Below are 19,528 nucleotides of genomic sequence, written 5' to 3' on the forward strand. Positions count from 1 at the left end.
TCGGTCAGTGTGGGAGCTGGCTTGCCTGCGATGGCATTCTTTCAGGCCGCGATTAGTGAGCAGGCCCATTGCTATCGCAGGCAAGCCAGCTCCCACATCTGATCTCATTTCAATCACAAGAATGCCTAGCGTTCATGTACATATGTACCCGGCGCCGCTTCAGCGGCTGCATAGGTTTTATTGCCTAATGTCGTCGGGGCTTTTTTCAACTTTCCCGCCCGCTCCGCCTGCCACACCTGCCAATGCAGCCACCACGAATCGGTGTGCTTGGTCGCATCTGCCTGCCACTCCAGCGCACTGCCGGCCAGGCCCTCGCTGGTCTGGTAGCGCGCTTTGGGGTTGCCCGGCGGGTTGAGGATGCTCTGGATATGCCCGCTGCTGGACAGTACAAACTCGACCTTGCCGCCGAACAACTGCGCTGACTTGTAGCAGGACTGCCACGGCGTGATGTGGTCGTTGGTGCCGGCCAGGGAATAGATATCGGCAGTGACCTGCTTGAGGTCGATGGGCGTGCCGCACACTTCCAGGGCGTTGGCCCGTACCAGTGGGTTGTTTTTGAACAGTTCGATCAGGTCGCCATGGAACGCGGCCGGCAAGCGTGTGGTGTCGTTGTTCCAGAACAGGATGTCGAACACCGGCGGCTCGTTGCCCAGCAGGTAGTTGTTGACCCAATAGTTCCAGATCAAGTCGTTGGGGCGCATCCAGGCAAAGACCTTGGCCATGTCGCGACCTTCCAGCACGCCGGCCTGATAGGAGTGGCGCTTGGCCGCTTCCAGAGTCTGCTCGTCGACAAACAGCGCCACCTGGGTGTCCAGGGTGGTATCCAGCACGCTCACCAGCAGAGTCAGGGCGTTGACCTTCTTCTGCCCCAGCGCCGCGTAGTGGCCCAGCAGCGCCGTGCAGGTGATGCCGCCTGAGCAGGCACCGAGCATATTCACGTCTTTGCTGCCGGTAATCGCCGTGACCACATCGACCGCTTCCTTCAGCGCCTCGATATAGGTGGATAGCCCCCATTCGCGCTGGGCCTTGGTGGGGTTGCGCCAACTGACGATAAAGGTCTGCTGGCCATTACGCAGGCAGAAGCGCGCCAGGCTTTTATCCGGGCACAGGTCGAAGACGTAGAATTTGTTGATCTGCGGCGGCACCACCAGCAGCGGGCGCTCATGCACCTGCTCGGTAATGGGCTTGTACTGGATCAGCTCCAGCACGTCGTTGCGAAACACCACCGCGCCTTCGCTGGTGCCCAGGGTCTTGCCGACCTCAAAGGCGCCCATGTTGACCTGGCTGGGCATACCGCCGTTGTGCACCATGTCCTTGGCCAGGTGGGAAAGGCCGTCGAGCAGGCTTTTGCCGCCGGTTTCAAAGAAGCGCTTGACCGCCGCCGGGTTGGCCGCGCTGTTGGTGGGGGCCATGGCTTCGGTCATCAGGTTGATCACGAAGTGGCCGCGGCTGATGTCTTGTGCCGACAGGTTGCTGTCGTCGATCCAGTCGTGAAGCTCCTTGCGCCACGCCAGGTAAGTCTGCAAATAACGTTTGTAGAGCGGGTTCTGGCTCCAGGCTGGGTCGTTGAAGCGACGGTCGTCGCCCTCGGGCACCAGTGCGGATTTGCCGAACATCACATTCTTCAATTCAACGCCAAAGTGGGCGACGTGTTTGACGCTGTGCAACGGTTGCTTGATGGCTTGGGTCAGCACCATCTTGGCCGAGGCCAATAAATCCTTTTTGCGTAACGCGATGATCGGGTTCAACCCCAGGGTGTTTTCCGAGGCCTGGCGTTTCAAGTCATCGTTATTCTTGTTACTCATCTACGACGCTCCATTGTCCGAAAGACGAGTACCGGCGATTGCTGCGCACCCAATTTCGATACACGACACCAGCCTGGTACTGCGACTCGGGTGACCGTTGATACCGCATCGTCAAATGCAGGGAACTTGCCAGCTCCATTGGTTACCCGAGTTTATTTTTTTTCGCAAGCGGGCCAATCGTTGGCCACGCGACAGGGCATTCAAGCAGATGAAATTAGAAAATGCGCTCTAAACAGCAAGACCGTTGAGCTAGAGCATCAGCCGCACGACCGACTCACTCGGATCGCGGGTTTTACCAGCGGCTTTGAGCTCGGCCAGGTAGTCGGCCCACAAAGCGTCCTGACGTACGGCCAACTGATAGAGGTAGTCCCAGGTGAACAGTCCGCTGTCATGACCGTCGTCGAAGGTCAATTTCAGTGCGTACTGGCCGGCCGGTTCCAGCTTGATCAACCGGACGTTGAGCTTGCCGAATTGCAGGATGGGTTTGCCGTGGCCCTGGACCTCGGCGGAAGGGGAGTGCACCCGCAGGAATTCGGCGGGTAGTTGGTAAACCTCGTCGGGCCCGTAGGTAAGGCCGAGGGTGTTGGAGGTTTTATGCAGGTTTACTGCGGTAGGAAATTTCGACATTGGAGATAACCCTGAAGGAACCGGCCCAAAATGTGGGAGGGACCAATGTGGGAGCCGGGCTTGCCCGCGATGCCGGCACCTCGGTGTTTCAGGAACACTGAGGTGATGCTATCGCAGGCAAGCCAGCGCCCACACAAGCCACTCCCACATTGAGTGAGGCTTACAGGATATAACGAGACAGATCTTCGTTCTGCGCCAATTCGCCCAGGTGGCTGTTCACATAATCGGCATCGATCTTGATCGCTTCGCCATTCTGCGCACCGGCCATGTCGCCGGCGCTGAACGACACTTCCTCAAGCAGGCGCTCAAGCAAGGTATGCAGGCGACGGGCACCGATGTTCTCGGTCTTCTCGTTGACCTGCCAGGCGATCTCCGCCAGGCGCTTGATACCGTCAGCCTGGAATTCGATACCCAGCCCTTCGGTTTTCAGCAGCTCGCGGTACTGCTCGGTGAGCGAGGCATGCGGTTCGCTGAGGATGCGCTCGAAGTCGCCCGGCGTCAGTGCCTTGAGCTCCACCCGAATCGGCAGGCGGCCTTGCAGCTCGGGCACCAGGTCGCTGGGCTTGCTCAGGTGGAAGGCACCGGAGGCGATAAACAGGATGTGGTCAGTCTTGACCATGCCCAGCTTGGTATTGACCGTGCAGCCTTCGATCAGCGGCAGCAAATCGCGCTGCACGCCTTCGCGGGAGACATCCACGCCGCCGGAGTTACCACGCTTGGCCACCTTGTCGATCTCATCGATAAACACAATGCCATGTTGCTCGACCGCTTCCAGGGCCTTGGCCTTGAGTTCTTCCTCATTGACCAGGCGCCCGGCTTCTTCGTCGCGCACCAGCTTGAGCGCTTCTTTCACCTTGAGCTTGCGGCTTTTCTTCTTGCCCTTGCCCATGTTGGCGAACAGGTTCTGCAACTGGCTGGTCATTTCTTCCATGCCAGGCGGGGCAGAGATATCCACGCCGGACACTTCGGCCACTTCGATCTCGATTTCCTTGTCATCCAACTGGCCTTCACGCAGGCGCTTGCGGAACAGCTGGCGGGTGTTGGAATCCGACGAAGGTGCGGCGTCTTCGTTGAAACCCATGCGTGCCGGTGGCAGCAGGGCGTCGAGGATGCGCTCTTCAGCGGCGTCTTCGGCGCGATGGCTGACCTTGGTCACTTCCTGTTCGCGCAGCATCTTCAGGGCGGCGTCAGCCAGATCACGAATGATCGACTCGACATCGCGGCCCACATAGCCAACTTCGGTGAATTTGGTCGCTTCGACCTTGATGAACGGTGCATTGGCCAGTTTGGCCAGCCGCCGAGCGATCTCGGTTTTGCCGACGCCGGTAGGGCCGATCATCAGGATGTTCTTGGGCGTTACTTCAACGCGCAGTTCTTCTGGCAGTTGCATCCGGCGCCAGCGGTTACGCAGCGCAATGGCAACGGCGCGCTTGGCATCGTCCTGGCCGATGATATGGCGGTTGAGTTCATGGACGATTTCGCGGGGAGTCATGGACATAGTGTTTGGCGGCCTCAAGCCTGAATAAGCCCAGGGCTTATTCGGCGAGGTCCTGCTCCTCAATGGTCTGATTGTGGTTGGTGAACACGCAGATATCGCCAGCGATACCCAGGGCGGTCTCGACGATTTCACGGGCCGACAGGTCGGTTTTCTTCAGCAGCGCGCTGGCCGCAGCCTGGGCGTAGCCGCCACCTGAACCCATGGCGATCAAGCCATGCTCGGGTTCAACCACGTCGCCGTTGCCGGTGATGATCAGGGAAGCGTCTTTGTTCGCAACCGCCAGCATAGCCTCCAGGCGGCTGAGGGAGCGGTCGGTGCGCCATTCTTTGGCAAGCTCTACAGCGGCGCGCACCAGGTGGCCCTGGTGTTTCTCAAGCTGGCCTTCGAAGCGTTCGAACAGGGTAAAGGCATCGGCGGTCGCGCCTGCGAAGCCGGCAAGCACCTGGCCGTGGTACAGGCGGCGCACTTTCTTGGCGTTGCCTTTCATCACGGTGTTGCCCAGGGAAACCTGGCCGTCGCCGCCCATGACAACTTTGCCGTGGCGACGTACTGAAACGATGGTGGTCAAGGGGAGAGTCTCCACGCAGCGGGGCGAAAATGCCCTGATGGAAACTCATATGGGGGTGGCGAGGGGGATTTCAACCGTAGGGAGGCAGTGCGGACGAGTGGTGATCGTTCCCACGCTCCGCGTGGTAATGCCTCCTTGGGCGCTCTGCGCCTGCTCTGTGACGCAAAGCGTCAAGGGGCACGTTCCCACGCGGAGCGTGGGAACGATCAGTGGGTATGCGTCAGCGGCTCTGGCGTTGTTGTAACAACAGGTTGCTAAACCCGGCGCCGGCCAATTGCTTTTGCGCCACGGTCAGCTGTTCGCGGTTGCTGAACGGCCCCACCAATACGCGATACCAGGTCGCGTCCTTCACCGTGCCGGACTCAACCGATACCGATTGGCCCAACAGAATGATCTGTGCGCGTACACGGTCCGCATCCGCCTGTTTCGGGAACGAGCCCGCTTGCAGGAAGAACTTGGTCACCGGCGCCGCCTTGGTTGCAGCCACCGGCGGTGCTGGCGGCGGCGTGATACCGGCCAGCGCGGCCTGGGCGCGCGCCGTGTCGATTTTCGCCGCTTCCGCTGGGGTTACCGGCGTGGTCGGCACTTGTGGCGTCGGCAGGGTTTTTTCCGGCACGGCGTCAGGCGGCACGATCACTTCCGATTCCGGCAGCAGCGTGTAGAAGTCGTACTTGGGCTTTACCGGTGCGGTCGGGCTCGGCGCGGTCTTGTTGGCTTCGGCGATCTTAGTGGCCTTTTGCTGCTCCTGTTTGACGCGCTTGACGTCATCGCCCTGGCCGGGCTCCAGCTTCATCAGAAACACGATAAATGCGCCGACCGTAAGGCCGATGGCCATCCACAACCAACCCGGAATCGGTTGCTTCGCCGGGGCCTGGTAGCGGCTGGCGCCGCGCTTGGGTGCAGGTTTTTTCTTGGCAGCCAACTTACATACGCTCCAGAGTTTCCAGGCCCAAGAGTTCCAGGCCTTGCTTGAGGGTGCGTCCAGCCAATGCGGCAAGGCGCAGGCGACTTTGTTTCTGGGCTTCGTCGTCGGCGGTCAGGATCGGGCAGTTCTCGTAGAAGCTGGAGAACAGGCCGGCCACTTCGTACAAATAGGTGCACAGGATGTGCGGCGTGCCTTTTTCGCCAACGCTGTTGAGCACTTCGCCAAATTGCGCGAGCTTGGCCGCCAGTTCCTGTTCGTGGGCGGCGTCCAGCGCGATCTGGCCTTCGACTTCGCTGAAGTCCTTGCCCAGCTTGCGGAATACCCCGGCCACGCGGGTGTAGGCGTACAGCAGGTACGGCGCGGTGTTGCCTTCGAAGTTGAGCATCAGGTCGAAGTTGAAGCTGTAGTCGCTGGTGCGGTGCTTGGACAGGTCGGCGTATTTCACCGCGCCAATGCCCACCACGCGGGCAATATTACGCAGGTCGGCCTCGGCCAGCTCTGGGTTCTTTTCCTTCACCAGGTTGTAGGCACGTTCCTGGGCTTCGGTCAGCAGGTCGATCAGCTTCACGGTGCCGCCGTCGCGGGTCTTGAAGGGGCGGCCATCGGCGCCGTTCATGGTGCCAAAGCCCATGTGCTCCATGTGCATCGGGTGGGTGACGAAACCGGCGCGACGGGCCACTTCGAACACCTGCTGGAAGTGCAGGGCCTGGCGCTGGTCGACGAAGTACAGCGCACGATCAGCCTTGAGCACGCCACTGCGGTAACGCACGGCGGCCAGGTCAGTGGTGGCGTAGAGGTAGCCGCCATCGGCCTTGACGATGATCACCGGCAGCGGCTCGCCGTCGGCGGTCTTGAATTCTTCGAGGAACACGCACTGGGCGCCGTTGCTTTCGACCAGCAGGCCCTTGGCCTTGAGGTCGTTGACCACGTTGATCAGGTCGTCGTTGTAGGCGCTTTCGCCCATCACGTCGGCCATGGTCAGTTTCACATTGAGCAGCTCGTAGATTTCCTGGCAATGGGACAGGGAAATTTCACGGAAGCGGTTCCACAGCGCCAGGCACTCTTCGTCGCCGGCTTGCAGCTTGACCACCAGGCCCCGTGCGCGGTCGGCGAACTCTTCAGACTCGTCAAACCGCTTTTTGGCGGCGCGGTAGAAGTTTTCCAGGTCGGCCAGCTCGTTGCTGGTGATCGGGTTTTCCTGCAGGTAGGCCATCAGCATGCCGAACTGGGTACCCCAGTCGCCCACGTGATTCTGGCGGATCACGGTGTCGCCGAGGAATTCCAGCACCCGTGCCACGCCGTCGCCAATGATGGTGGAGCGCAGGTGGCCCACGTGCATTTCCTTGGCCAGGTTCGGTGCCGACAGGTCAATGACCACGCGCTGGCTGTCGCCGGCCTTGCGCGCACCGATGCGGGCATCGGCCAGGGCGGCATCCAGGCGTGACGCCAGGGCCTGGGTGTTCTGAAAGAAGTTGATAAAGCCTGGGCCGGCGATTTCGGCCTTGGTGACACTGGCGTCAGCCGGCAGGGCTGCGATGATTTTTTCTGCCAGGTCACGCGGCTTCATGCCGGCCGGCTTGGACAGCATCATCGCGATGTTGCTGGCGAAGTCGCCATGGGTCTTGTCGCGGGTGTTCTCCACCTGGATCGCCGGCGACAGGCCTTCAGGCAACACACCTTCGTGGACGAGTTGGGTGAGGGCTTGTTGGATCAGCTGGCGAATGGTGTCTTTCATGGTGTTCTCTTTCGACCGCAAGCGGCGGCGCGCGATGCGCAGGTGGAAAAACTGGGCATTATCCGTGGCGAGGGCGGGCTTGCCAACCGTTCAGACTATATGGCGGACCTGCGGGCCTCTTCGCGGGCAAGCCCGCTCCCACATTTAAGGGGGTTTATATTTCATAATGTGGGAGCTGGCTTGCCTGCGGTGACGTAATTACCCTCAATACAAATCTACCGGGTCTACATCCAACGACCATCGCACCTGCCGACCGCTTGGCAGTTGCTCCAGCTCAAGCATCCAGCGACTTAATAGCCGATGCAGCGGGGCGCGGGAGGTTGCCTGCAAGAGTAGCTGAGCGCGATAACGTCCGGCGCGCCGCTCCATGGGCGCTGGCACCGGGCCGAGTAGTTCGATGCCACTGAGGGCCAGTTCGCCCAATAAACGCTCAGCGGCGCTGCAGGCCTCATCAAGAAAGCCTTCGGCCTGCCCGGGTTTGTGAGCTTCGGCACGCAGCAGCGCCAGGTGCGCAAAGGGCGGGAGGCCGGCGGCGCGGCGTTCGCTCAAGGCCTGCTCGGCGAAGGCAAAGTAGCCTTGTTCCGTCAGTTGAATCAGCAGCGGGTGGTCGGCCAGGTGCGTCTGGATAATCACCCTGCCTGGCTCTTCGGCCCGCCCGGCGCGCCCTGCCACCTGCACGATCAACTGCGCCATGCGTTCGCTGGCGCGAAAATCCCCGGAGAACAGCCCGCCATCGGCATCCAGGATCGACACCAGGGTCACCCGTGGGAAGTGATGCCCTTTGGCAAGCATCTGCGTGCCCACCAGAATGCACGGTTGGCCCTTGTGGATGGTGGTGAACAGTTGGTTCATAGCGTCTTTGCGCGACGTGCTGTCGCGGTCGACCCGCAGCACCGGGTAATCCGGGAACAGAATGCCCAGGCGTTCTTCGGCGCGCTCGGTGCCGGCGCCCACGGGCCGCAGGTCCACCTTGCCGCACTGCGGGCAATGGCGCGGTACCCGTTCCACATGGCCGCAGTGATGGCAGCGTAACTCGCCGTGGCGCTGGTGCACCGTCATGCGCGCATCGCAGCGCTCGCAGCCGGACATCCAGCCGCAGTCATGGCACAGCAGTGTCGGCGCAAAGCCGCGGCGGTTGAGGAACACCAATACTTGCTGGCCCGCGGCGAGGGTCTGGCCAATGGCCTGTTGCATCGGCCCGGAAATGCCGCTGTCCAGCGGGCGGCTTTTCACGTCCAGGCGCAGGAAACGCGGTTGTTTGGCGCCGCCGGCGCGCTCGTTCAGGCGCAGCAGCCCGTAACGGCCGGTGTAGGCGTTGTGCAGGCTTTCCAGGGACGGCGTGGCCGAGCCCAGCACAATCGGGATGTCTTCCTGGCGGGCGCGCACGAGCGCGAGGTCGCGGGCGTGGTAGCGCAAACCTTCCTGCTGTTTATAGGAGCCATCGTGCTCCTCGTCGACGATGATCAGCCCGGGGTTTTTCATCGGCGTGAACAGTGCTGAGCGCGTGCCGATAATAATGTCGGCCTCGCCGTCCCGCGCCGCCAGCCACGACTCCAGGCGTTCACGGTCATTGACCGCTGAGTGCACCAGGGCGATCCGGGCATTGAAGCGTTGCTCGAAACGCGCCACGGTCTGCGGGCCCAGATTGATCTCGGGGATCAGCACCAGTGCCTGCTTGCCCGCCTGCAGGGTTTCGCGGATCAGTTGCAAATAGACTTCGGTCTTGCCGCTGCCGGTGACGCCGGCTAGCAGGAACGCGTGGAAACTGTCGAAACCGGCGCGAATCGCCTCATACGCGGCGCGTTGCTCGGGGTTCAGCGGCAACTCCGGCTGGGCCAGCCAGTGTTCGTGGCGGGGGTCCGGGGCGTGCTTGCGGATTTCCACCTGCACCAGGCCCTTGGCCAGCAGCAGGTCGAGGCTGTCTTTGCTCAGCATCAGCTTGCTTAATAGCTGATGGGCCACGCCGTGTGGATGCTGCGCCAAGGTGGCCAGGGCCTCACGCTGGCGCGGGGCGCGGGCGATGCGCGGGTCGTCGAGGCGTGCTCCGGGCGCCATCGACCAGAAACGCTCCTGGCGCGCTTCGGCCAGTTCGCCCTGGCGCAGCAGCACCGGCAGCGCCCAGCTCAAGGTATCGCCCAGGCTGTGTTGGTAATACTGCGCGGTCCACAGGCACAGCTTGAACAGCGCGGGCGGCAGCGGCGGTGTGGCGTCGAGCAGGGCAATAGCCGGCTTGAGCTTTTCGGCAGGCACTTCGCTGTGGTCGGTAACTTCCACCAGAATGCCGATCATTTCCCTGCGCCCGAACGGCACGCGCACGCGCATGCCTGGCTGCAACTGCGCACGCGACACGCCGGGCGGGGCCCGGTAATCGAACAGGCGGCGCAGGGGCGAGGGCAGGGCTAGGCGCAAAATGGCGTCGGGCACGCGAGGAGTCTCATCTATTAAGGCAGCGGTGGCGCAGGGGCGGGAGCCTAGCAGACCGGGGTTGTCACGTCTCCAGTACTGGAACCGGATCTTGTGGGAGCTGGCTTGCCTGCGAAAGCGCTAGTGCAGTGACTGACACACCGTCTTCGCGGGCAAGCCCGGCTCCCACATTGTCGGCGGTGTGTCAGGAATATCTGATGAAAGGGAGCTTTCGGCCATTACCGCCGCTTGCGCGATTAAAAAGGTCTGGTAGAATCCGCGGCCTAATTACGTGCGGTATTCGACAATAGTGTCGAGTGGCGGCACGCTAGCCTGAGGAAGTGCCATGAAAGCCGATATCCATCCAGCGTACGAAACCATCCAAGTCACCTGCAGCTGCGGCAACAAGTTCGAAACTCGTTCGAACCTGTGCAAGCCACTGGGTACTGACGTATGCAACGAGTGCCACCCGTTCTACACCGGTAAGCAGAAAACTCTGGACACCGGCGGCCGCGTACAGCGCTTCGCAGATCGCTTTGGTGCTTTCGGCAAGAAGCCTGCTACTCCAGCAGAGTAAGGTTCAAGAGCCTTATGGGCTTTTACCCGCTGTTGAAAAAGGCGTCCCTTGTGGGCGCCTTTTTTGTGCCTGGAATTTGGCTGGTGACCGCTGAGGCCGATGCATTCTGCCCCGCCCCGGCAGCTATCGCCCGCGTTGAGGTGCAGCGTGTGGTGGATGGCGACACAGTACGCCTCAAGGATGGTCGCAGCGTACGTATGATCGGCCTCAATGCGCCGGAAACCGGCAAGAAGGGCCGTCCAGACGAGCCATTTGCCGTCGCCGCACGCCAGCGCCTGCAGGCGTTGGTCAAGGCCAGTGATGGGCGTGTCGGCCTGGTGCCGGGGCGCGAAGGCAAAGATCATTACGGGCGCACCCTGGCTTACCTCTACGGCGCCAATGGCGAGAACCTGGAGGCGCAACTGCTGGCCGAGGGCCTGGGGTACCAGGTGGGCGTGGCGCCGAACGTGGACCTGGTGGCCTGCCAGCAGGCGGCCGAAAACAGCGCCCGCCAGTCACGGCTCGGCCTGTGGCGCCAATCGCCGGTGCAAAACGTGGCCAATCTCAAGCGCTCCGGGTTTGCCCTGGTGGCTGGTCGGGTCAGCAAGATCGAGCGCAATCGCGGCGGAATCTGGATTGAATTGCAGGGTTCACTGGTATTACGCATTGCGCCCGAGCTGATCAGCCAGTTCGATACGGCCATGCTCAATGGTCTGCAAGGCCGCACCCTTGAGGCGCGTGGCTGGGTGCGGGATCGTTCCCGCCGTGGCGGCCTGAAAAAAGGCCAAGCACGCTGGCTGTTGCCAATAACCGACTCTCGCATGCTGAAATCGACGCTTTGAATAAAAAATTGTAGACATTTTTTATTTCGATTGTGAACAGTTGAGCCCTTGTATCCCGTGGCTCTTGGCCAAAAGTCGTAGCCCAGGGCCCTTGACACCTGTGACTGCCCAGTCTTGTAGGGACTTTACGACACGCGTATCCTCGGCGGTCCGTCGACCAACAGTAAAAGCGGAATGCCGATATGTCTGATTTGAAAACTGCCGCTCTCGAATACCATGCCAATCCTCGTCCAGGAAAGCTGAGTGTAGAGCTCACCAAAGCCACTGCCACTGCCCGCGACCTGTCGCTGGCCTACAGCCCTGGTGTTGCCGAACCCGTACGTGAAATCGCCCGTGACCCAGAGCTGGCGTACAAGTACACCGGCAAAGGCAACCTGGTTGCAGTGATTTCCGATGGCACCGCGATTCTGGGCCTGGGTAACCTCGGCCCATTGGCTTCCAAGCCAGTCATGGAAGGCAAGGGCGTGCTGTTCAAGCGCTTTGCCGGCATCGACGTTTTCGACATCGAAGTCGATTCCGAAAGCCCGCAGGCGTTCATCGACACCGTCAAGCGCATTTCCATCACATTCGGTGGCATCAACCTGGAAGACATCAAGGCACCTGAGTGCTTCGAGATCGAAAAGGCCCTGATCGAGCAGTGCGACATTCCGGTATTCCACGATGACCAGCACGGCACCGCGATCGTTACCGCAGCCGGCATGATCAACGCCCTGGAAATCGCTGGCAAAACCCTGGGCGAGGCGAAAATCGTCTGCCTGGGCGCCGGTGCCGCGGCCATTTCCTGCATGAAGCTGATCATCAGCATGGGCGCCAAGCTGGAAAACATCTATATGGTCGACAGCAAGGGCGTGATCCAGTCCGAGCGTACCGACCTGAACCAGTACAAGGCGATGTTTGCCCATCCGTCCTCCAAGCGCACCCTGGCTGACGCCCTCGACGGTGCCGACGTGTTCGTTGGCCTGTCCGGCCCGAACTTGCTGAGCGCTGAAGGCCTGAAATCCATGGCGCCGAACCCTATCGTGTTCGCCTGCTCCAACCCGGATCCGGAAATTTCTCCTGAGCTGGCCCACGCCACTCGCAGCGACGTGATCATGGCCACCGGCCGTTCGGACTACCCGAACCAGGTCAACAACGTATTGGGCTTCCCGTTCATCTTCCGTGGTGCCCTGGACGTTCGCGCCAAGCGTATCAACGAAGAAATGAAAGTGGCCGCTGCCAACGCCCTGCGTGAACTGGCCAAGCTGCCGGTACCTCAGGACGTGTGCGACGCCTACGGTGGCGCCAAGCTGGAATTCGGTCGTGAGTACATCATTCCAAAACCAATGGATAAGCGCCTGATCACCCTGATCTCCGATGCCGTGGCCAAGGCCGCGATCGAGACTGGTGTGGCTACCCTGCCGTATCCAAAGAACTACCCGCTGCAGAGCGTGGATGATGTGTTCAACGGCTAAGCCGTTATAGCGCACCAACAAAAAGCCCCGGCTGAGTGATCAGTCGGGGCTTTTTTGTGGGTAGCGATTCACGAGAGGCTTTGGCTGATCATTCCCACGCTCTGCGTGGGAATGCCCACCTGGACGCTCCGCGTCTGCTTTTGAGGTCGTGACGCAGAGCGTCACAGGATGCATTCCCACGCGGAGCGTGGGAACGATCGGCCGATCAGCGTGATCAGGTCAGAACAAATCGATCGGCGCGCCTTCATCCGCCGGCAGTGGGCTGCCCGGCATTGCGCCGTTGCCCAGTTCGTTGACCGACGGCGGTGTGTCTTCGCTCTTGAACAGCTCGAAGTACGCATTCGGCGTGCTCGGTGAAGCTGCGCGGCCACTGATCGGGTCGATGCGCAGGCTGAGGATGCCTTCCGGCTCTGGCTGGGTATGCAGCGGCTTGTCCTTGAGCGCTGCGCCCATGTAGCTCATCCAGATCGGCAGGGCGACGGTGCCACCAAACTCGCGGCGGCCCAGGCTTTCAGGCTGGTCATAGCCGGTCCACACGGTGGTCACGTAGTCGCCGTTGTAGCCGGAGAACCAGGCGTCCTTGGATTCGTTGGTGGTACCGGTCTTGCCAGCGATATCCGCGCGGCCCAGGGCCAGTGCGCGGCGGCCGGTGCCCTTCTTGATCACGTCTTGCAGGATGCTGTTGAGGATGTAGGTAGTACGGCCATCCACGATGCGCTCGGCAACCGCTGGCGCTTGCGGTTCGGCCGGTGCGCTGGCGTTTGCGGCCGACGGCGTGCCTGGCGTCGGCTCGATGGTGATACCGCCGTTGCTCGGTGCCGCAAGGCCGTCGGTTGCCGCCACGCCATTGACCACATCACCCGGTACCTGTGGCGGATTGGCAGTAAACAGGGTGTCGCCATTGCGGCTTTCGATCTTGTCGATCAGGTAAGGCGCGATCTTGTAGCCGCCGTTGGCAAAGGTGCTCCAGCCGGTGGCGATTTCCATCGGCGTGAGGGTTGCGGTACCCAGGGCCAGGGACAGGTTCGGCGGCAGGTCCGACTTGGCGAAGCCAAAGCGCGTCATGTAGTCGATGGTCTTGCCTACGCCCATCGCCTGCAACAGGCGAATCGACACCAGGTTGCGCGACTTGTACAGCGCCTCGCGGATACGGATCGGGCCGAGGAACGTGTTGGTGTCATTCTTCGGGCGCCAGACCTTGTCCAGGTATTCGTCGACAAACACGATTGGCGCGTCGTTGACCAGGCTGGCGGCGGTGTAGCCGTTGTCCAGTGCGGCACTGTAGACGAACGGCTTGAAGCTGGAGCCTGGCTGGCGCTTGGCCTGGGTAGCGCGGTTGTAGTTGCTCTGCTCAAAGGCAAAACCGCCGACCAGCGCACGGATCGCACCGTTCTGCGGGTCCAGGGACACCAGGGCGCCCTGGGCGAGCGGCACCTGGCTGAATTTGAGGCTGTCATCCTTCTGGCGTTGCACGCGGATCAGATCACCCACCTGGGCCACGTCGGAGGGCTGCTTGGGCATCGCGCCCATGCTGTTGGTGTTCAGGAACGGGCGCGCCCACTTCATGCTGTCCCAGGCTACATGGGCTTCGCCAGAACGGGTCAGCACTTGGATGCCGTCTTTCGATACCTGGGTAACGATGGCCGGGTCCAGGCCGCTGATCGAACGCTGTTTGCTCAATTCGGTGGTCCAGGCACTCAGGGTCTTGCCCGGCAGGCGCGACTCGGGACCGCGGTAGCCGTGACGCTGGTCATAAGTAATCAGGCCTTCATGTACCGAATGGTTGGCGATTTCCTGCAAGTTGCTCGGCACCGTCGTGGTGACGCGGAAACCTTCGGTGTAGGCCTCGCTGCCATAACGGCCAACCATCTCGGCGCGGGCCATTTCAGCGATATAGGGTGCATTCACTTCGGGCGTCGGCACGTGATAGCTGGCATTCAGCGGCTCGGCCACGGCGCTTTCATAAGCGGCCTGGTCGATCTTGCCCAGCTTGTACATGCGGCCCAGGATCCAGTCGCGGCGTTCTTTGCTGCGCGCCGGGTTGGCCAGCGGGTTGAAGCGCGAAGGTGCCTTGGGCAGGCCAGCAATCATGGCCATCTGCGCCAGGCTGGCGTCACGAATCGACTTGCCGTAATAGACCTGGGACGCGGCCTCGATGCCGTAGGCGCGGTTGCCCAAGTAGATTTTGTTGACGTACAGCTCGAGGATTTCATCCTTGGTCAGCTGGCGTTCGATCTGCAGCGCCAACAGGATTTCGGTGGCCTTGCGGGAAAAGCTGCGCTCGCTGGTGAGGAAGAAGTTCTTCGCCACCTGCATGGTGATGGTGCTGCCGCCCGATTGAATGTGTCCGCTTTTTACCAGTTGTGTGGCTGCACGCACCAGGCTGCTGGGGTCTACGCCGTAGTGGTTGGCGAAATTATCGTCTTCGGCGGACAGCAATGCGCTGATGAAATTGGGTGGAATATCGGCGAAACGGATCGGTGTGCGGCGCATTTCGCCGAACTCCGCGATCAACTTGTCATCGCTGCTGTAGACCCGCAAAGGAATCTGCAACTGGATACTTCTGAGGGCCTCTACGGAGGGCAAACCCGGACTAAGGTAGAGGTAGGCCCCGCTGAACACGAGCAGCAGCCCGCAGACGATGGCGACAATGGAGTACCCGAAAAACTTCAGCAGACGAATCAAGGCTTTTGGATTTCCAGAGAAAAGAAAGAGTTACGCGTCGGGGCATGCATGGCAAACGATGGATCGACCCGGGCAGCAGATAAAAAGCGGGAAAAAACGCTGGGCATTAAAGCATTTTTCGGCTTGGGGCGTCATTCGCGAGCCTTGAACAAGCCGACCGAATGCAAGGTGCCTGGCAGCAATCAGGCGAGATGACAGCCGGTATGACAGGGAAAGTTTTGGGGAGTTTTATGGGAAAGGGATTTTTCAGGCGAAAAGTCGACACGGTGTTGGGGGTCGATATCAATGACAGTGGCATCAAGCTGATCGAACTGGGCCGTTCATCCGGCGGTTTCAGCGTCCAGGGCTACGCCACGCAAGTGCTGGCGCCCCACGCGGTGGTCGACGGCACCCTGCTGGACCTTGAGGGTGTGGGCCGGGGGCTGCAACAGGCGCTGTCGCGCCTGGGTACCTCGGCCCGGTACGCCGCCGTGGCGGTTGCGGGCCCGTCGGTAATTACCCGGCTGATTGACATGGACGCAGGCCTCAGCGACGAGGAAATGGCCTGGAAGATCCAGATGGAAGCCGACCAGTTCATCCCTTATCCATTGGATGAAGTGGCCATCGACTTTCAGGTTCAAGGGCCATCGGCTCAAGGCCCACAGTGGGTGGAGGTGATGCTGGCGGCGTGCCTGCGCGAGCAGGTCGAAGCGCGCGAGGCGGTTTTGGCCCTGGCGGGGCTGGTGCCGCGGGTGGTTGATGTAGAAGGGTTTGCATTGCAGCGCGCTTGCCTTCAGGATTTTGCCAGCTTCACGCCGGGTCACAGAGTCGATGGTGCACAATGGGCCTTGGATGCCCAAGGGATGGGAGTGGCTTGCGGGCTGGCCCTGAGGAGTTTCGCTGGATGACACGAATCAATCTTTTGCCTTGGCGCCAGGCCCTGGCGGAGCGCAGGCGCAAATACCTGTTGGTGCTATTGCTGGCGTTTGCCTGCATGGCGCTCGCGGCATTGTGGTTGGCTGATCAAGTGATCGACCAGGCGATAGACCGGCAGGTAAGCCGCAACAGCCGCCTGGAAGAGCACATCGCCACCCAGGACTCGCGCATCAAGACGATCGACGATCTTCAGGAGCGAAGCCAGCAACTGGCCGAACGCATGAAGGTGGTTCAGGACCTGCACGATGCCCGCTCTTCCGGGGCTCGATTGTTCGAGCAATTGGCGCGTGCGGTGCCTGAAGGTGTCCATCTGCATGAGGTGGTCGCAAACGGCGACACCATCAGCATTCGCGGCACGGCTGAAAGCAACCAGGATATCGCCCGTTTGATGCAGCAGCTCAAGCCAGCCCAGGGTTCCAGTTCGACCCGTCTGCAGCGCGTGCAGGCCGAAGGTGCGCGCGGCGAAAGCGAATTTCAGCTGATGGTGCGCCAGGGAGAATCCAGCGAGGCGCAACCATGAGCCTGCCCAGGCTCGATTTTTCCACGCTCTCTTACAACGCTGCTAAATGGTCCCTGCCGGGCAAGGTGCTGCTTGGCTGTGCGCTGGCCGGCCTGGTGCTGGTGCTGGGCGAGGTTTCGCATGGGGGGCCGCAGCGGGAGCGATTGCACGGGCTTGAGGCGCGGGAGCAGGCGCTGCAGCAGCAACTCACAGAAAAGTCCGACCTAGCCGCGAGCCTTGAGCTGCGCACCCGGCAAGTCCGGAGCATGGAAGACAACCTTGCCAGCCTTCTAGGGCAATTGCCCGGCGAGTCCGAGCTGCCTGCCGTGCTGGAAGACATCGCCCGGCTGGCGGCTGCCCATGGGGTGTGGGTCGAAGGCATCACCGTGCTGGATGAAGCGCCTCGGCAGCTTTATATCGAACAACCCATGCAGGTAAGCGCCTCCGGGGCTTACCACGACCTGGCGACGTTTGTCAGTGCCTTGGGTGGGCTGCCGCGGGTAGTCACCGTGCAGGACGTTACGCTTGGGCATCAGGGCGCCTTGTTACGGCTGAACATGCTCGCCAAGACCTATCGCAGCACCCTGCAAAACGGCAAGGCCCGTCCGGTGCTCGACCCAGGGCCGCTGTTTGTCTACGAGCCCTCGTCCTTGCGCGACCCGTTCACGCCGCCCGCCTTGCAGGCAGCCCACGTTCCGGGCCGCCCGGCCCATGCCCCGGATTTCACCCGGCCACGGGGACTGTTGGAGGGTATGCGTCTCGACCAGTTCGAAATGGTCGGCACGTTGTCCCGTGGTGCGCAGGCCTTTGCCTTGTTGCGGGCTGGGGCCAGGGTGTATCGGCTGGCGGTGGGTGATTACCTGGGGCCGGACCATGGCCAGGTCACGGCCATTCAAGACGCTGCTGTCGAGCTGGTGGAGCTGTTTCCCGATGGACAGGGTGCCTGGCTGGAACGCCCGCGAACCCTTGTGCTGAACGTCAACTCATAACGGAATCAAACAATGAAAAGGACCTTCTCGTCCTTCGGTGTGGCGCTATGGATAGCGTTCACGGCACCGATGGCTGCTGCTGTGCCCAATCGCCTGGACCTTATCCAACTGCCGCCGCCCGACAGCGCCCCGCCGGTCAGCTATACAGGCGCCAAACTGACCCTGAATTTCCAAGACATCGACTTGCGTGCGGTATTGCAGCAAATCGCCGATGTCGCCGGGCTCAACCTGGTGACCAGCGATGAGGTGCAGGGCTCGATCACCCTGCGGCTCAAGGATGTGCCCTGGGACCAGGCTCTGGACCTGGTACTGCAAACCAAGGGCTTGGACAAGCGAGTCAAGGCGGGCGTGCTGCTGGTGGCGCCCGCCGATGAATTGGCTGCCCGAGAGCTGTTGATGCTGGAGTCGCGCAAGCAGATGGCCGAGCTGGCGCCCTTGCGTCGGGAGCTGCTGCAGGTCAATTACGCCAAGGCCGCCGACCTGGCCAAGCTGTTTCAGTCGGTGACCGGCTTTGAGGGCGCCACCGATGAGCGCGGTTCGGTGGCGGTGGATGACCGCACCAACAACATCATCGCCTACCAGACTGGCGAGCGGCTCCAAGAGCTGCGGCGCATCGTGGCGCAGCTGGATATCCCGGTACGCCAGGTCATGATCGAGGCGCGAATTGTGGAGGCCAATGTCGACTACGACAAAAGCCTGGGTGTGCGCTGGGGTGGGCGGCTCACCCGCGGCAACGGCGGCGTTGGCGGTATTGCCAAGCCGCCGGCGGAGGGTGCCGAGCCGCCGCAAAACCCACCCAGTTCACCCTTTGTCGACTTGGGGTCGCTGGCCGGAACCTCGGGCCTGGGAATCGCCTATATCACCGACAACCTGTTGCTGGACCTTGAGCTGACCGCCATGGAAAAAACCGGCAACGGTGAGATCGTCTCGCAGCCCAAGGTCGTCACCTCCGACAAAGAGACTGCACGCATCCTCAAGGGCACCGAGATTCCTTACCAGGAATCCACCTCCCAGGGCGCCACCTCGGTGTCGTTCAAAGAGGCTTCGCTGTCGCTTGAAGTCACGCCGCAAATCACCCCCGACGACCATGTGATCATGGCGGTCAAGGTCACCAAGGATGAGCCTGACTACCTGAATCGCCTCAATGACGTGCCGCCGATCAAGAAAAACGAGGTCAACGCCAAGGTTCTGGTCAGGGATGGCGAGACCATCGTCATTGGCGGGGTTTTCTCCAACACCCAGAGCAAAGTGGTAGATAAAGTGCCATTTTTGGGCGATGTGCCGTATCTTGGCCGCCTTTTCCGGCGCGATGTGCTGGCGGAGAAAAAATCCGAGCTGCTGGTATTCCTGACTCCGCGTATCATGAATAACCAGGCGATTGCTGTGAGTCGTTGATTCTGTGCGAAATTTGATTCTTGTAGGGCCGATGGGGGCTGGAAAAAGCACCATCGGCCGTTTGCTGGCCAAAGAGCTGCGCCTGCCGTTCAAAGATTCCGACAAGGAAATTGAATTGCGCACGGGTGCCAATATCCCATGGATCTTCGATAAAGAAGGCGAGCTGGGCTTTCGTGACCGCGAGCAGGCGATGATTGCCGAGCTGTGCGGCTGCGATGGCGTGGTATTGGCGACCGGCGGTGGCGCTGTCATGCGCGATGAAAACCGTCGGGCGCTGCATGCCGGTGGTCGAGTGGTGTATTTGCACGCGTCGGTCGAGCAGCAGGTGGGCCGTACCGCCCGTGATCGCAATCGCCCGTTGTTGCGCACTGCCGACCCGGCCAAAACCCTGCGTGACCTGCTGGCGCTGCGCGATCCGCTGTACCGGGAAATCGCCGATCTAGTGGTGGAAACCGATGAGCGGCCACCTCGGATGGTCGTGCTCGACATCCTCGAGCGCTTGCAACGGTTGCCACCCCGTTAAAGCCTGGCCCGAAATGCGCTATTCTCGGCGGCGCGCCTTCACCCTGTAAGGTATGGCGTAGAGCCACTAGGCGGTGTCGAGATATCGACAGTGCCGGTCGTCAATACATCTT

15 protein-coding genes and 1 pseudogene are annotated in these 19,528 nt (G+C 61.3%); 8 read left to right on the forward strand and 8 right to left on the reverse strand.

Annotation, left to right across the window (positions count from 1 at the left end; genetic code table 11):
- Positions 1–125 precede the first annotated feature (125 nt).
- The 7 genes from phaC to AB4P90_RS02935 all read right to left on the reverse strand — a co-directional run bounded on the left by phaC (position 126) and on the right by AB4P90_RS02935 (position 9,582).
- On the reverse strand, positions 126–1,805 hold the full coding sequence (gene phaC, locus AB4P90_RS02905) for a class II poly(R)-hydroxyalkanoic acid synthase (protein ID WP_103452089.1): 1,680 nt from the start codon (positions 1,803–1,805) through the stop codon (positions 126–128).
- Between the two features lie 249 nt (positions 1,806–2,054).
- A complete protein-coding gene (locus tag AB4P90_RS02910) occupies positions 2,055–2,432 on the reverse strand; it encodes a gamma-butyrobetaine hydroxylase-like domain-containing protein (protein WP_019820036.1) in 378 nt (125 codons plus the stop codon).
- Positions 2,433–2,592: 160 nt separating this feature from the next.
- A complete protein-coding gene (gene hslU, locus AB4P90_RS02915) occupies positions 2,593–3,930 on the reverse strand; it encodes an ATP-dependent protease ATPase subunit HslU (RefSeq protein ID WP_003171208.1) in 1,338 nt (445 codons plus the stop codon).
- 37 nt (positions 3,931–3,967) lie between these two features.
- Complete coding sequence (hslV, locus tag AB4P90_RS02920; RefSeq protein WP_003171209.1) at positions 3,968–4,498, reverse strand: ATP-dependent protease subunit HslV; 531 nt, start codon at positions 4,496–4,498, stop codon at positions 3,968–3,970.
- 220 nt (positions 4,499–4,718) lie between these two features.
- Positions 4,719–5,420, reverse strand: a complete 702-nt coding sequence (locus AB4P90_RS02925) for an SPOR domain-containing protein (RefSeq protein WP_003187899.1) — start codon at positions 5,418–5,420, stop codon at positions 4,719–4,721.
- Position 5,421: 1 nt separating this feature from the next.
- Complete coding sequence (argS, locus tag AB4P90_RS02930) at positions 5,422–7,158, reverse strand: arginine--tRNA ligase (RefSeq protein ID WP_014716573.1); 1,737 nt, start codon at positions 7,156–7,158, stop codon at positions 5,422–5,424.
- A 204-nt stretch (positions 7,159–7,362) separates the two neighbouring features.
- On the reverse strand, positions 7,363–9,582 hold the full coding sequence (locus AB4P90_RS02935) for a primosomal protein N' (RefSeq protein WP_395605643.1): 2,220 nt from the start codon (positions 9,580–9,582) through the stop codon (positions 7,363–7,365).
- A gap of 325 nt (positions 9,583–9,907) precedes the next feature.
- Here AB4P90_RS02935 and rpmE point away from each other — a divergent pair, with 325 nt between their 5' ends.
- From rpmE to AB4P90_RS02950, 3 genes are all read left to right on the forward strand, one after another.
- Positions 9,908–10,138: a 50S ribosomal protein L31 gene (rpmE, locus tag AB4P90_RS02940; protein WP_014716575.1), complete on the forward strand. Its 231-nt coding sequence runs from the start codon at positions 9,908–9,910 to the stop codon at positions 10,136–10,138.
- A gap of 14 nt (positions 10,139–10,152) precedes the next feature.
- A complete protein-coding gene (locus AB4P90_RS02945) occupies positions 10,153–10,959 on the forward strand; it encodes a thermonuclease family protein (protein ID WP_395605644.1) in 807 nt (268 codons plus the stop codon).
- A 182-nt stretch (positions 10,960–11,141) separates the two neighbouring features.
- Positions 11,142–12,410, forward strand: a complete 1,269-nt coding sequence (locus AB4P90_RS02950; protein WP_014716577.1) for a malic enzyme-like NAD(P)-binding protein — start codon at positions 11,142–11,144, stop codon at positions 12,408–12,410.
- A gap of 219 nt (positions 12,411–12,629) precedes the next feature.
- Here the strand turns inward: AB4P90_RS02950 and AB4P90_RS02955 are convergent, their stop codons facing one another.
- The gene (locus AB4P90_RS02955) at positions 12,630–15,092 is read right to left on the reverse strand and encodes a penicillin-binding protein 1A (protein ID WP_395606081.1); all 2,463 of its coding nucleotides are present in this window, start codon (positions 15,090–15,092) and stop codon (positions 12,630–12,632) included.
- A gap of 233 nt (positions 15,093–15,325) precedes the next feature.
- Here AB4P90_RS02955 and pilM point away from each other — a divergent pair, with 233 nt between their 5' ends.
- The 5 genes and pseudogenes from pilM (at position 15,326) to aroK (ending at position 19,416) form a co-directional block, all read left to right on the forward strand.
- Positions 15,326–15,982 carry a type IV pilus assembly protein PilM gene (gene pilM / locus AB4P90_RS02960; RefSeq protein WP_032873526.1) on the forward strand — a complete coding sequence of 219 codons (657 nt, stop codon included), beginning with the start codon at positions 15,326–15,328 and terminating at the stop codon, positions 15,980–15,982.
- Positions 15,979–16,530, forward strand: a complete 552-nt coding sequence (locus AB4P90_RS02965; protein ID WP_395605645.1) for a PilN domain-containing protein — start codon at positions 15,979–15,981, stop codon at positions 16,528–16,530. Before pilM ends, AB4P90_RS02965 begins: the two co-directional genes overlap by 4 nt.
- Positions 16,527–17,498 (forward strand): pilus assembly protein PilP, encoded by a 972-nt coding sequence (locus AB4P90_RS02970; RefSeq protein ID WP_395605646.1) that lies wholly within the window; start codon positions 16,527–16,529, stop codon positions 17,496–17,498. The genes AB4P90_RS02965 and AB4P90_RS02970 overlap by 4 nt, the downstream gene beginning before the upstream one ends.
- 138 nt (positions 17,499–17,636) lie before the next feature.
- A pseudogene (locus tag AB4P90_RS02975) lies at positions 17,637–18,893 on the forward strand (type IV pilus secretin PilQ); the annotation flags it as partial.
- 4 nt (positions 18,894–18,897) lie between these two features.
- Positions 18,898–19,416: a shikimate kinase AroK gene (aroK, locus tag AB4P90_RS02980; protein WP_003187914.1), complete on the forward strand. Its 519-nt coding sequence runs from the start codon at positions 18,898–18,900 to the stop codon at positions 19,414–19,416.
- Positions 19,417–19,528 lie beyond the last annotated feature (112 nt).

The sequence above is a fragment of the Pseudomonas sp. B16120 genome (assembly GCF_044218845.1).
Classification (GTDB): Bacteria; Pseudomonadota; Gammaproteobacteria; order Pseudomonadales; family Pseudomonadaceae; genus Aquipseudomonas; species Aquipseudomonas paracarnis.

Excerpts from the sequence above, each read along its gene's own strand:
- phaC (WP_103452089.1), bottom strand. The coding sequence starts at position 1,805 with ATGAGTAACAAGAATAACGATGACTTGAAACGCCAGGCCTCGGAAAAC.
- AB4P90_RS02910 (WP_019820036.1), bottom strand. The coding sequence starts at position 2,432 with ATGTCGAAATTTCCTACCGCAGTAAACCTGCATAAAACCTCCAACACC.
- hslU (WP_003171208.1), bottom strand. The coding sequence starts at position 3,930 with ATGTCCATGACTCCCCGCGAAATCGTCCATGAACTCAACCGCCATATC.
- argS (WP_014716573.1), bottom strand. The coding sequence starts at position 7,158 with ATGAAAGACACCATTCGCCAGCTGATCCAACAAGCCCTCACCCAACTC.
- rpmE (WP_014716575.1), top strand. The coding sequence starts at position 9,908 with ATGAAAGCCGATATCCATCCAGCGTACGAAACCATCCAAGTCACCTGC.
- AB4P90_RS02945 (WP_395605644.1), top strand. The coding sequence starts at position 10,153 with ATGGGCTTTTACCCGCTGTTGAAAAAGGCGTCCCTTGTGGGCGCCTTT.
- AB4P90_RS02950 (WP_014716577.1), top strand. The coding sequence starts at position 11,142 with ATGTCTGATTTGAAAACTGCCGCTCTCGAATACCATGCCAATCCTCGT.
- pilM (WP_032873526.1), top strand. The coding sequence starts at position 15,326 with ATGGGAAAGGGATTTTTCAGGCGAAAAGTCGACACGGTGTTGGGGGTC.
- AB4P90_RS02965 (WP_395605645.1), top strand. The coding sequence starts at position 15,979 with ATGACACGAATCAATCTTTTGCCTTGGCGCCAGGCCCTGGCGGAGCGC.
- AB4P90_RS02970 (WP_395605646.1), top strand. The coding sequence starts at position 16,527 with ATGAGCCTGCCCAGGCTCGATTTTTCCACGCTCTCTTACAACGCTGCT.